Origin of the sequence: Ferrimonas aestuarii (assembly GCF_005116665.1) — a bacterium.
Lineage (GTDB): Bacteria > Pseudomonadota > Gammaproteobacteria > Enterobacterales > Shewanellaceae > Ferrimonas > Ferrimonas aestuarii.
Genome location: NZ_SWCJ01000016.1, coordinates 25,521 through 39,261, shown reverse-complemented (window position 1 = coordinate 39,261; position 13,741 = coordinate 25,521). Strand labels below are relative to the sequence as shown.

At 54.7% G+C, this 13,741-nt stretch carries 7 protein-coding genes; 1 reads left to right on the top strand and 6 read right to left on the bottom strand.

Annotation, left to right across the window (positions count from 1 at the left end; all coding sequences use genetic code 11):
- Positions 1–87: 87 nt before the first annotated feature.
- The 3 genes from guaD to ygfM all read right to left on the bottom strand — a co-directional run bounded on the left by guaD (position 88) and on the right by ygfM (position 5,180).
- Positions 88–1,404, bottom strand: coding sequence for a guanine deaminase (gene guaD / locus FCL42_RS16710; RefSeq protein WP_136864571.1), 1,317 nt, complete (start codon positions 1,402–1,404; stop codon positions 88–90).
- Positions 1,405–1,518: 114 nt separating this feature from the next.
- Positions 1,519–4,398 (bottom strand): molybdopterin-dependent oxidoreductase Mo/Fe-S-binding subunit, encoded by a 2,880-nt coding sequence (locus tag FCL42_RS16705; RefSeq protein WP_229359893.1) that lies wholly within the window; start codon positions 4,396–4,398, stop codon positions 1,519–1,521.
- Complete coding sequence (gene ygfM, locus FCL42_RS16700; RefSeq protein ID WP_136864570.1) at positions 4,398–5,180, bottom strand: molybdopterin-dependent oxidoreductase FAD-binding subunit; 783 nt, start codon at positions 5,178–5,180, stop codon at positions 4,398–4,400. Before ygfM ends, FCL42_RS16705 begins: the two co-directional genes overlap by 1 nt.
- Positions 5,181–5,634: 454 nt before the next feature.
- Here ygfM and fdhF point away from each other — a divergent pair, with 454 nt between their 5' ends.
- The gene (gene fdhF / locus FCL42_RS16695) at positions 5,635–9,759 is read left to right on the top strand and encodes a formate dehydrogenase subunit alpha (protein WP_169308429.1); all 4,125 of its coding nucleotides are present in this window, start codon (positions 5,635–5,637) and stop codon (positions 9,757–9,759) included.
- Between the two features lie 577 nt (positions 9,760–10,336).
- Here the strand turns inward: fdhF and FCL42_RS16690 are convergent.
- Genes FCL42_RS16690 through FCL42_RS16680 form a run of 3 tightly spaced genes read right to left on the bottom strand, consistent with a single transcriptional unit; the run spans position 10,337 to position 13,738 of the window.
- Positions 10,337–11,158, bottom strand: a complete 822-nt coding sequence (locus tag FCL42_RS16690) for an FAD binding domain-containing protein (RefSeq protein WP_136864569.1) — start codon at positions 11,156–11,158, stop codon at positions 10,337–10,339.
- On the bottom strand, positions 11,152–11,622 hold the full coding sequence (locus FCL42_RS16685) for a (2Fe-2S)-binding protein (RefSeq protein ID WP_136864568.1): 471 nt from the start codon (positions 11,620–11,622) through the stop codon (positions 11,152–11,154). Before FCL42_RS16685 ends, FCL42_RS16690 begins: the two co-directional genes overlap by 7 nt.
- On the bottom strand, positions 11,612–13,738 hold the full coding sequence (locus FCL42_RS16680) for a xanthine dehydrogenase family protein molybdopterin-binding subunit (protein ID WP_136864567.1): 2,127 nt from the start codon (positions 13,736–13,738) through the stop codon (positions 11,612–11,614). The genes FCL42_RS16685 and FCL42_RS16680 overlap by 11 nt, the downstream gene beginning before the upstream one ends.
- Positions 13,739–13,741: the final 3 nt, after the last annotated feature.

Here is a 13,741-nt window from a genome sequence, read left to right as displayed (position 1 = left end):
TTCTCTCAATACGCGCCATTAACCGCAGACCGCCTGGTTTTATTAAATTTGCCGGTGGCGAAACTACGCCACCGTTTTCGTCATCATCTAGCCTCTTTCGTAGGCCAAGCGACCATCCACATAGGTACGGTAGACCGTGCGGTCATCGCCTAGGGTGATCAGAACAAACAACAGATCCGCCAGAGACTTAGAGTTGTCCCAGCGCAGGTGCTGTAATGGGGTTGCGCAAGGATCAAGAACCACGAAGTCCGCTTCCTTGCCCACGTTAAAGTTACCGATCTGGTGATCCAGAGACAGCGACTTCGCGCCCCCCAGAGTGGCCAGATAGAAGGCTTCAAAGGCAGACAGCTTGTCTTTTTGCAGCTGCATTACCTTGTAGGCTTCGTTGAGGGTTTGCAGCATGTTGAAGGTGGTGCCGGCGCCAATGTCGGTACCCATGCCCACTTTCACTTGCTTCTTCCACGCTTCGCGTAGTTTGAATAGGCCACTGCCCAGATAGAGGTTGGAGGTTGGGCAGAAGGCGATGGCGGAATCGGTATCGTGCAGGCAGTCCCACTCGTGATCTTCCAGATGCACACAGTGAGCGAATACGCTGCGCTTACCGGTTAGGCCGTGGTGATGGTATACGTCCAGATAACCGTTTTGCTCTGGGTAGAGCTCTTTCACCCAAGCGATCTCGTTTTCGTTTTCGCACAGGTGGGTGTGCATGTAGGTGTCTGGGTATTCCTGCTTGAGGCGATGGGCGGCGTCGAGTTGTTCGGGGGTGGAGGTGGGGGCGAAACGTGGGGTGATGGCATACAGCAAACGGCCCCGTTTGTGCCACTTCTCGATCAGTGCTTTCGACTCTTCGTAGCTGCTTTCTGGGGTATCAAGCAGGTAGTCAGGCGCGTTGCGGTCCATCATTACTTTACCGGCAATGAGGCGCATGTTCAGGGTTTCGGCGCGCTCAAACAGCGCTTCAACGGATTCAGGGTGAACCGTACCGAACACCAAGGCGGTGGTGGTACCGTTACGAAGCAGTTGCTTCAAGAAGAACGAGGACATCTCACGGGCGTACTCTTTGTTCTTATAACGGCTTTCAGTTGGGAAGGTGTAGTTGTTCAGCCACTCCAGTAGCTGCTCACCATAGGCACCTACCATCTCCGCCTGTGGGTAGTGGATGTGGGTGTCGATAAAGCCAGGAACGATCAGCTTACCTTGGTAATCACGAATGCGGACACTCTTTGGAATTCTGTCCTTGCCCTCTTCCCATTCGCCGAACCAGTCGATGTGACCGTTTTTAATCAGCATTAAGCCATCTTTGATGTAGCGGGTGTTGCCCTCTACCTCTTCAGCGGTTTCTGAAGTCTGGCGAATGTCCAGAAAGGTACCGCGGATGGCCTTAATTGAATGTTCGTGTTTCATACTTACTCCTTGTCAATCCGCTTCGCCGCAAATCTCCCAAGGCGAAACCGATTGTTCAGCATTTATGTGTTTCAAGGCTCGGACGGTTTCCGAGCCTCGAAACGGTTCCCAAAGTTAAATTTTGTTTAGTCCCTTTAGGATCTTCTCAGGGGTAAAGTGCCACTCTCTGAGCCACACGCCGCAGGCGTCATGGATGGCGCTGGCGATGGCTGGAGAGGCCCCGTTTACACCAATTTCAGAGATGGATTTGGCACCAAATGGACCCACTGGATCGTCACAAGGTACTAATTTTGCTACAAATTCTTCCGGTATATCACCGATCATTGGAGCGCCATAGGACTTCAGATCACGGGTGAGAGGTTGGCCAGCTTTGTCATAGGCAATCTCTTCCGTCATGCTGTGACCGATGGCGCGCATGCTGGCACCGTAGATTTGACCTAGGGCCAGATCTGGGTTCATCGGCGTACCGCAATCCAGTAGGGCGTGGAACTTCTTCAGCTTCACTTCACCGGTACGGGTGTTGACTGCCACTTCGGCGAAGTTGGCACCGTAAGGGAAGGCAAAGTCTGAGGTGATGAAGCTGCCGGAGGTCAGTAGCTGCCCCCAACCCTTACCGCCTTCCGCTTTGTGAGCGATTTCGGCGTAGGTGATGCGGCGGCCATCTTTAGCCTGAACGGTGGCTGGGTGAACCAGTTCAACGTCGGCCAGCGTCACTTCCAATGCGTCGGCGGCGCAGGTCAGGATGCGTTCGCGCATCGCTTCCACTGCCTTCTTGGCGGCATTACCGGAGAAGCAGGTACCTGAAGAGGCGTAGGCCCCTTTATCAAACGGGCAGTGGTCGGTATCACCGGAGATAACGGTGATCTCTTCCAGTGGCATCTTCAGAGTTTCAGCGGCAATCTTGGCCACCACCAGATCCAGACCGGTACCGATATCGGCGCCACCGGAGTGAACAATCAGAGTGCCATCGGAAGCCAGTTTGGCGCGGCAGTTGGCTTGGTCGATATCTGGAATACCGGATTTCTGCTGGATGATGGCCATACCGCGGCCAACGGTCCAATCTTTGCCTAGATCCGGTTTTGGTGTATCCCAACCAAACTGTTCACGACCCATGCGCATGATGTCGTCCAGTGCACAAGAGAGTACTTTTGGCGGCTCAGTTGGCAGGTCACCTTCACCGACGGCGGCTTTGATCTTCAGCGGGTCGCCTTCGTGAACGCGGTTCTTTTCGATGATTTCGAACAGATCCATGTCCAGCTCTTTGGCAATTTCCGCCAGTATCATGGTCAGTGCGAACACCCCTTTCGGAGCGCCATAACCTTGATAAGCACCGGTAGGACAGATGTTTGAGTAGTAGGTGGTTACCTTAAAGCGCACGTTATCAATTGGATACAGTGGCAGTGACAGTGCAGGACCGTTAGAAGGTACGGTCAGTGCGTGGTTACCGTATGGGCCAGTGTTGGCCATAAAGTCCATGTCGATGGCGGTTAAGGTACCGTCTTTCTTCGCACCCACTTTCAGATTTACTTTGGCCACGTGACGGCTGGAGCAAGCGATAAACTCCTCTTCACGGGTGTAGTGCAGGTAACAAGGACGACCGGTCACGAACGCCGCATAGGCGGTTACGTCTTCAACCAAGATGTCCTGCTTGGAGCCGAAGCCACCACCTACACGCACTTTCTGAACCTGAACTTTGTTCTGCTTCACGCCAAGGAGACGAGCAACCTGGCGGCGAACGTGGAACGGTACCTGAGTGGAGGCGTGCATCACCAAGCGATCACCGTCCATGAGTGCATGGCAGATGTGAGTTTCGGTTGGGGTTTGCTGAGCCTGCTTGGACTCGTAGGTGCGCTCCAATACGATGTCGGCATCGGCAAAGCCTTGGTCGATGTCGCCAATCTTGCCCTGAACGCCGGCGGCGATGTTCTTGCGAGGCTCGCAGCCAAATGGGAAGTTGACGATCAGTTTGCCTTCACGGGGATCGGCGTTGGCATTCTGCTCATCCAGATCCGCTGGGGCTCCGGCCATAAACTCGATAGGCTCGTTGTGCACCAGTGGCGCACCTTCAGCACGGGCTTCATCGATGGTCATGACGGCTGGCAGAACGTCGTACTCGACTTCAATCAGCTTCATCGCTTCGGCGGCAATGGCTTCCGATTCGGCGATAACGCCAGCAACCCGGTCGCCCACGTGACGCATCTTCTGGCCGAACATGCGGCGATCCAGTGGCGATGGCTCAGGGGCACTTTGGCCACCTGGAGTGTATGGGGTATCTGGTGTGTTGCGATAAGTAAGAACCTTCACAACCCCTTCCAAAGCTTCTGCTTTGGTTACGTCCAGCTTACTGATGAACGCATGAGGGTGAGGGCTGCGCAAAATTTTGATGACGCAGGCGTCTTTGGCGATGAAGTCTTCTACGAAGCTTGGTTGAGCTTTCACCATCTTCACCGAGTCGGTTTTCGGCGCCACTTTACCAACCACATCCAGCTCGTCACAGAACTCTGGAGCGTACTCGGCTTTCTTTTCTGGGTTATCGCGGCGGGCAATGGCCAGCTCGATCACTTCATAGAACTGCTGGTAGCCACCATCGCGGCTGAAGATACCGGTTAGGGCATCGTCGATTTCGGCGCGGCTAGGATTGGGGATGCGTTCCAGCAGGTCGGTTAGGATCAGTGACATGGCTGGGTCGTTGTAGCCAGATTGCACGGTGCCCACATCGATCATCGCCTGTTGCACTAGGCTTAGCTGGTTCCACTCACTTAAGGATTCGGCTGTGCGAATTTCACAACCTTCTAGTTGAGCGGCAACCAGCAGTGAAGCGTTAATGATGGTGCCGTTAAACCAGATGGCATCGGATCCGGCGAAACCGAAACCGTTGTCGGAGTCACGCACTGAGTGCAAACCCAAACCATGCAGCAGGCGTTGTACATTGTCACCGGCAGCGCAGTCGACGGTGGTGGCTTTGCCATTTAGGGTAAATTGAATTTTCATCATTATTTCTCCTGCTGCGCTTGAGCCAGTAGATCCGCAATGACGACACCGGCAATGTATTTCTTGTATTCAACGCTGCCGCGCAGATCTTCGACTGGGTGAATCGCATCGGCGACGGCGGTTTCTAGCGCTTCGTCAGCCAATCCTTGGGTCTCCACATCGCGCAGGCGCAGTGGTTGTTCGGCCATGCCATCGATCACTATGATGGGGTGGTCGCAGCCGCTGGGTAGTGATACCGCAGCGGTCAGTACCGCTAAGCCTGCCGCCGAACGGGTAACCTGTTCATTGACACAGATCATCTCTGGCTCCGGCAGAATCACCGCAGTGATCAAACCGTGATGCTGACCCTGAAGATAAGTTTCCATATCGATGCGAAGGCTTTGGCCATCGATTTGCATCAACTCCAGCTGTGCTTGCAGAGCAACCAACGCAGGAATCAGGCGACGTTCAGGCTGAACCGCCGCAATTTCACCGCCTAAAGTGGCTTGATTGCGGATGTGTCGGGAATAGATAAAGCGCAGAGCGGCTTTGAGAGAGGTTGGTACGTCGGCGTGGTCCAGCAAGCTTTGCAAGCGGGTTCCTGCACCGAGTACTAAGGCACCGTCTTTGGTGTCGATGCCTGAGAGGTTGAGGCCGCTGGTTGCAATCGCAACGGGCTTAACCACCTTCGTTGGTGTGGCGTTGGCTTTGGAGCCGCCGCCTAAGAAGAATGCCTGTTCACCATGTTCTGCCTTTAGGGCAATGGCTTCGGCGACGGTAGTGGGTTGCAAGTATTGTTTGATCATATCGCTACCAATGTTTTTATGATTCTTGAATCTGTAATTGCATTAATCACGCCAAAATTAAAAATCCAGCAAATAGAAAACAGGGAGCTGTGATTCACTTCTTGATATCAGGCCTGATCGAGAAGCGTTTTCATGGTGGAAATAGGGTGACGGAGGGTTTTGATCAAAAGTGTCAGCGGCTTTCTTCAAGCATCACGCGGGTTTATATCGAATTGATACCGGAGTTTAAAAGGGGCGTTTGAGTCTCATATCAAATTGATAGTGATAGTCGTTGGGGAGAAATAGCCGTAATCAAAATTCGTTTTTTACTATTAAGTTAAGGAATTTATAGGCTTTATCTCTTATTTAAAACAAATATAAAGTTTGGTTTTTTATAGTCGGCTCAGTTATTGCAGAGGTAGGGAAAGTATGCAGATAAAACGCGCATGTCGTAATAACGAAAAAGGATACTCCCGTGGCCTCTTCAACAGTCAACATTATTATTAATGGCCAGCGCCAGGAGGTACTCAGTAATCAACGTCTGATTGACGTATTACGGGTTCAAGGCGTTGCCGTACCTGCCCTTTGTGCGGACAACCACAGTCAGCAACGGGGGCCTTGTGACCTCTGTGTCGTCGAGATCAATGGCAAGCTGGAGCGCAGCTGTGAGGTTCGACTGACCAAAGCCGTCGAGGTGGTGACCGAGTCGGAGGCCATCACTGCTCGCCGCCGTCAGGCACTGACCAAGCTGATGGAACATCATGCCGGGGATTGTGAAGCCCCCTGTAAACAAGCCTGCCCTGCCAAAGTCGACGTTCAGGGCTACCTGTACCACATCGCTCAAGGTGATTTTGCTGAGGCGATGGAGGTGGTTAAGCAGCAACTGCCGATGCCGCTCTCTATTGGTCGAGTGTGCCCAGCGTTCTGTGAAGCGGAGTGCCGCCGCAGCCTAGTGGATGAGCCGTTAGCGATTCGCCAACTGAAGCGCCACGCTGCCGACGAGCAGATGTTGATGAACGAAGAGCCCCCGTTGGCGCCCATTAAGCGCAAAACCGGTAAGCGAGTCGCCATTATTGGTGGTGGACCGGGCGGGTTGAGTACCGGTTATCACCTGACCCATGCGGGGGTAGAGGTGGATCTGTTTGAAGCGATGCCAGCCGCTGGCGGTTGGCTACGTTATGGCATCCCCGAGTATCGACTGCCCAAGAAAGTACTGGACCGGGAGATTGAGTTGATGTGCCGTGCCGGCATGTCCATTCATACCGACATGCGCTTAGGTCGAGACGTTCAGTTGGCGCAGCTTCAGGAGGATTACGACGCGGTGTGTTTGGCCCTAGGGGCGCAAAATGCCGTAGACATGCCCTACCCAGGTTCAGATCTGAAAGGGATGATTCTAGGCGTTGATTATCTGCGTGATTTCACCCTAGGTCGACCCGTAGCCATTGGCAACAAAGTGGCGGTTGTCGGTGGTGGTAACACCGCGGTGGATTGTGCTCGAACGGCGAAACGCCAAGGGGCGGATGTCACCATAATCTATCGTCGTACCAAGGCTGATATGCCCGCAGAAGAGTACGAAATCTTAGAAGCGGAACACGAAGGCATCGAGTTTATGATGCTGTCGGTACCGGTGGAAAATCAGGCCGATGACAAAGGCCGAGTCTGCAAAGTTAAGGTCGAACGGCTTGCGATGGGCGAACCGGATGATTCTGGTCGTCGTCGTCCTGTACCGACTGGTGAGTTTCAGTGGCACGAGTTTGATACCGTCATTCCGGCGGTGAGCCAGAAGCCAAATTTGGATGGTCTGCCAGAAGATGCGATTCCTCTGACTCGCTGGAGCACCGCCGATGTGGATCCTCTGACTCTGCACACCGGAGTTGGCAACCTATTTGCCATCGGTGATTTCCGTTTGGGCCCCGCAACCGCTGTGGAAGCCATTGGCGACGCCAGTCGCTGCGCCAAGTCGATTTTGCAGTACTTCAAGCAGGGACAATTCAAAGTGGACCCTGTGGCTTATAACGCCCGTAAAGCCGCCAGCTTAAAGCAGGTGGAGGAGCGTTATTTCGACCACATCCCTGAGAAAAAGCGGGCGGTGATGCCGGAGTTGGCGCTGCACGATCGTCTCACCAGTTTCAAAGAGGTGGAGCTGGGCTTTGACGCCAGTGACATTCTGGAGGAGGCGGCGCGATGCCTCTCCTGTGGCTGTCAGAAGAGCGAAGATTGTTTGCTGCGCGACTGCGCCACCGAGTACAAGATTGAAGTCACCGACGCCCCCCAGCGTCAGTATAAGATTGATGAGTCCACGCCTTTCATCCGTTTGGATCCAAACCGTTGCACCAGTTGCGGCCTCTGTGTGGAAGCCTGTCACCAGGCTGGCCATGACATCTTGAATTTCCCCGGTGGCGATACCAATGAGCGGGTACAAGTTCGCGATGGCATTGAGCTCAACAAGAGCCAATGTGCCCAGTGTGGTAACTGCATCCAGGCGTGCCCAGTGGGCGCCATTACCGCCAAAACTCAGCATCAACATGGGTTCAAACCTGAGTATCGCAAGGTTAACACCGTGTGCACCTATTGCGGTGTCGGTTGTGGCATCACTCTGCACGTGGATGACGAACACAACAAGGTGATGAAGGTGACCGGAGTTGAAGGCTCGCCGGTGAACGATGGCATGTTGTGTGTGAAGGGCCGTTTCGGTTTTGATTTCATCAACTCTCCTGAGCGCCTAACTCAGCCGCTGATTCGGGTGGATGGTGAGCTGCAGCCCGCCAGCTGGGGGGAGGCCATCGACTTGATCGCGTCTCGCATGTTGGCGCTGAAACAGAAACACGGGGGTGGCAGCATCGCCGCCCTCTCCTCAGCTAAGACCACCAACGAAGATAACTATGTGCTGCAGAAGTTTATTCGCAGCGTGGTGGGTTCCAACCACGTCGACCATTGCGCTCGGTTGTGTCACGCGTCCACCGTATCTGGGTTGGGGAAAGCCTTGGGCAGCGGTGCCATGACCAATGACATCGACAGCATCAAAGACTCAGATCTCATTCTGATCATCGGCTCCGATACCTCCAGTGCTCACCCCATCATTGCCTCTAAGATCAAGCAGGTGGTGGCCACGGGTAAAGCGCGTCTGGTGGTGATCGACCCAAGGCGCATCGATATGGTGTCCCATGCGGCGCTGCATCTGCGTCAGCGTCCAGGTACCGATGTGATGTTGCTGAACGCCATCATGCAGCAAATTTTGGTGAACGGTTGGGAAGATGAGGGCTATATCCGTCGACGCACCACCGGCTTCGCTGAGCTCAAAGCCGAGTTGATGCGTGCCGATTACGCGCTGGACAATGCCGCTGCGGTCACCGGGGTACCAGCTCATCAAATTCTGGAGTTGGCCCAGCTGATTGGCACCGCACACCACACGGCCGTGTACTACGCCATGGGCATCACCCAACACACGACGGGAACCGATAACGTGCACGCGCTGGCCAACCTGCAGCTGATGTGCGGCAACATTGGTGTGACTGGTGGCGGCATCAATCCGCTGCGTGGTCAAAGTAACGTACAAGGCGCCTGTGACATGGGGGCTCTGCCCACCTACTTCCCCGGCTATCAGAAACTGTCTGATCCGGAAATGGTGGCCAAGTTTGAACGCCACTGGCAGTGTGAACTGCCTAAGCACAAAGGCTTGGCATTGACCGAGATGATTGGTGCCATGATTGAGCGTGAGCTCAAGTGCCTGTACGTCATGGGGGAAAATCCGGTGCTGTCGGATCCGGATCAGGCCCACGTAATCAAGGCCCTTGAGAGTCTGGACTTCCTGGTGGTTCAGGACATCTTTCTAACGGAAACGGCTCAACTGGCGGACGTGGTTCTGCCCGCCTACAGCTTTGCTGAGAAGATTGGTCACTTCACCAACACCGAGCGCCGAGTTCAGCGTTTGCGTCCGGCGGTTATCGCTCCGGGACAGGCGCGCCGAGATTGGAGCATCATTCAGTCTCTGGCTCAGGCAATGGGCGCTGAGTGGCGCTATCTGGATGAGTGCGACATCACCGCAGAGATCTGCGAAGTCACCCCAAGCTACGCCGGATTGACTTGGGATCGCCTGTCTAACCAAGGGTTGCATTGGCCCTGCCCTGATACGGATCACCCTGGCACGCCAGTACTGCACCGTTTCCGTTTTGCAGGCATGGCACAAGCGAAGTTTAAAGCCACCCCATTTAGGGCGGCGGCGGAGTTGCCTTGCGATGAATACCCGCTGATTCTGACGACGGGGCGCGATCTGGCTCAGTTCCACACCGGCACCATGACTCGGAAAACGCCGGGGCTGGAGGCGTTGGCGGGACCTAAGGTGGCGATCTCCGTGGATGATGCCATTCGCCTCGGAGTCAACAATAGTCAGCGAATTCGAGTGATCACCCGTCGTGGTCAGGTGGAGGCTCCAGCATTCATCACCAAGAAGATGCAGCCTGGCGTGGTGTTCATGCCGTTCCATTTTGCGGAAGCGGCGGCCAATGTGTTGACCAACCCCGCTTTGGATCCGGAAGCCAAAATTCCAGAATACAAAGTGTGCGCGGTGAAATTGGAGGTGGTGGAACCCGCAACGGCTTAGGCATCGATAAGCTCTAGAGTGTGGCCGGGATTCAATACCAATCGCACTAATGGTCTGTTCATTCAGCTGAAGTTAATCGGTTCTCAGACAAGGCAGTAAAGCGAAGCTCTAGTGGTTCTAAAGTGAGATTTACTAACGCAGTATGAGGGTCGATTAAATCAGCCCTCCGGGAAGCCCTCACAAGCCCTGACTCTGCGTTAGCGTTGTTCGAAAGGTACCTACATTCCTTCGCAACGCTGCCTTGATTCAGAACTTGTGAGGGCTTCTGAACTGCACATAACATTAATGTGATTGGTATTAGGCCCGGCTTTGTTGTTTTGGAAGCCTTTTGACCAAAAACATCAGTGAGTGTTGTGGAAGTGTGACACTGGATCCTTAATTGAGAATGCCACACCCTAAGTCATGATGGTCGATATCTGGTGGTGACGCCGCCGCCACCGTTAGTTTCTGTGAGTGCCGCTCAGCACTATTTTGCTCAGATGCCCGATTTTGAAACAGTATCTCGTGTCTTAGTCAGCTTAAAGAATTGATAAAAAAACGCCTCCACTTTGGGAGGCGTTTTTGATTCGGGTCGGGTTTACTGCTGCAATTGCTCCATCCAATGTTTGAGCAGATTCAGACTGGCGCGGCGGCGATACTCCGCGGTGGAACGCTGATCATCGATGGGGTGCAATAGCGCATCGTAGCTGCCCAAAAGCTGCTCCATATCGACCTCTTCTGGCTTACAACCGATGAGGCTGAGTTCGATGTCGCGATTACGTACCACGGTCGGGGCGACGGCACCGAACGCAATACGCCAATCTTCCAGTGCGCCACTGTCATCGAATCTAGCCAGTGCGGCCACCGACAGTTTCGACAGGGCGTTTGCCGCGCGGGTCCCCACCTTGTGATACATGGAGTGGTGGCAAGGAATGCGGGCTATTTCCACTTGAGTCAGCATTTCGCCAGGCTGCAAGATGGTTTTTCCTGGGCCGATAATGAACTCATCGATGGGCAGCCAGCGCTCACCATTGACGTTTTGCAGGCACACTTTGGCGTCTAGCAACGTCAGGGCAGGCAGGGAGTCTGCCGCGGGTGAGGCGTTCACGATGTTGCCGCCAATGGTGGCCACGTTGCGCAGCGCCGGTGCGGCGATCTGATGCAGTGCCTGCACCAGATTGCGGGGCAGTGCGGTGTGCTCCACCAACTGTGCCAACCGGCAACCAGCACCAATGCGGATGCTGTTTTCATAGACCTCGATCTGCTGCAGCTCCTCAATGGCATCCACGAACAGGATGGCGTTGTGGGGCTTGAGTTCGTGAACCATAAGATCGGTTCCGCCAGCAAAGATCAGCGTTGGTTCGGCATTGAGTTGCGCCAGCGCTGGGGCTAATGTGCTGGGTCTGAGTTCGGTTACCATAGTCCTTTCCCCCGTTTCAGAGCGATATGGGCAGCGTCGATGATCATGCCGTAGCCGGTGCATCGACATAGGTTGCCGGACAGGGCTTCACGAATCTGGTCATCGGTTGGGTAGCGGTTTTCGTTGAGCAGCGCATACAACGCCAGCACCATGCCTGGGCTGCAGAAGCCGCACTGAACCCCTTTGGCTTCAAGTAGTGCTTCGATGAGGCAACGGCCCTTGTCGGTTTCCCGCAAGCCTTCCAGTGTCATTACCTCGGCCCCTTCCAGTTGCGCACTGGCCAGCAGACAGCTGTTGACCAGCTTGTCATTGACCAAGATAGAGCAAGCACCGCACTCCCCTTCCCCACAGCCCTCTTTGCAGGCACTGAGGTTGAGGCGTTCTCTGAGCAGTTCCAGCACCGACATGGTGGCGGAGATCTCCAGCGATTGTGGCTGGTGATTTAGGGTGAAATTAAGCTTCATAGCACGCCTCCATCAGCGACTCTGGGGTAACCGGAATGGCCTGAATGGAGCGGCTAAGAGCGTGCTCTACGGCGTTAACCAACGCCGCTGCAGCACCATTGTGAGTGAGTTCGCCGCCACCTTTGGCGCCCAGTGGCCCATAGTCATAAGGGTTGTCCACCAGCTCACTGTGGATGTGAGGCACATCCATGGAGGTTGGGATGGTGTAATCGGCCATGGTGGTTTGGGCAAAGCGACCATCGGCGGTCAGTTGCAGCTTCTCCAAGCTGCCGTAACCCATGGCTTGCACCATGCCGCCATCGATCTGGCCTTTGAACACCTCAGGGTCGATCGCTTTACCGATGTCGAATACGCCCCAGGCGTCGACAATCTTGATCTCATAGGTGACCGGGTCTATCTCCACCTCTAAGGCGTTAATGCCGTAACTGGTGACCTGATAGGCGTTGCCGATGAATTTTTCCTGATCCCAGTTGTGGTAATCGGGCTTTTCGTACACCTCTTCGATGCATTGGGCTAGGCCGCTGCACCAGTTTTGCTTCATCTTCTTGGCCGCTTTCTCAAGCAGGTAGCCCACAATTACGATGGAGCGAGAGGCCACCGTTGGTCCAGAATCGGGCACGATGCCAGTGTCCGGGTGATAGTAGTTCACTGTCTCCAGTGGCACGTTGAGGGTGCGACTGACGATCTTACGGAAGGTCAGCGACAGGCCCTGGCCAATGTCGGTATTGGAGGCGTGGATGTGCAGGGTATCGTCGCTGTTTTTCAGTAGCCTCACCTTCGCTTTTACTAAGGTGTCTTCCAGATCGCCGGCAAAGCCACAGCCGTGTTGGAACAGCGCCATGCCGATGCCGCGCAGCTTTTGGTTGTCCCCAGCTTTACCGAAGCTGGCGCGTTTCTGAAGATAACCACTGGAGCGAGTGATCTTCTCCAGCATGGTTTCCAGCACCAGATTTTGATGCATGGGGGCACCAGTGAGTGAGGTGGAGTCGCTGTTGAGCAGGTGAGCCTGTTTGAAAGCGACCGGGTCTTGGCCCACTTTTTTGGCCAGGTGACTCATGTGAGTCTCCATGGCAAAGCAGTTTTGTGGTGCTCCAAAGCCTCGGAATGCGCCGTTGGGCACCGTATTCAGCGCCCAAGCACGCCCTTTCACCTGAACATTGGGGATGTCATAGACGTTGGTGGCGGTGCTCATGGAGCGCTGCAACACAATGCCGGACAGAGTGAAATAGGCACCGCCGTTGACCTCAACATTGATCTCCATGGCGACGATTTTGCCGTCGTCATTGAGGCCGGTACGGTAGTGGATTCTTAGTGGGTGGCGTTTGGAGGTGCAGGCGATGTCTTCCTGACGATCCAGAATCAATCTTACTGGCTGTTTGAGGGCGTTGACCGCCACCGCCAGTGGACCGGCTAGCACATCTGGCCAATCCTCTTTGCCGCCAAAGGCGCCGCCGGTGGGGCACTGGCGAACTTGAACGTCGTCTGAGGCCAGTACGGTGTGCATGGTGTGATGCACATACCAAGGGCACTGCATGGTGCCTTCGATGGTGACCTTGCCATCTTCGATGTAGCCCACCAAACCCTGAGTTTCTAAGTAGGTGTGCTCTTGGTGACCGGTATTGAGGGTCTCCTCTACGATGGTGGTGGCCTGTGCCCAGCCAGCGTCCAAATCGCCTTTGTTGATCTGGTTGTGGTCGAATAGGTTGCCATCTTCCAAGATGGTGGGGTGTTGCTGCGCCATCGCATCGTCTAGGGTGAGAATCGGTGGCTGCGGCTGGTAATCGACCTGTATCTGCGACAGCAGTTGATCAATCACCTTTAAATCTGGGCCTACCAGTAGGCCGATCGGCTGACCAACATAGCGCACTTCATCTTCGGCGAAGGCGGGCATGTCGGTACGAACATTGGGAATGACATTGTCACCGGGAATGTCTTTGGCGCTGAAGAAGGCGTAGCCTTCTGGTAAGGGGGGCGCATTCAATTCTCGGATGCGTCCTCGCGGACAGCTGGAGCGGAAGAACCGAGCATGAAGCAGGTTGGGGTAACTGCGGTCGGCTATAAACTTGGCCTCGCCTGTGGCTTCGGCCCATTTAAAGTTGTTGTTAATCGCTTCCATAAC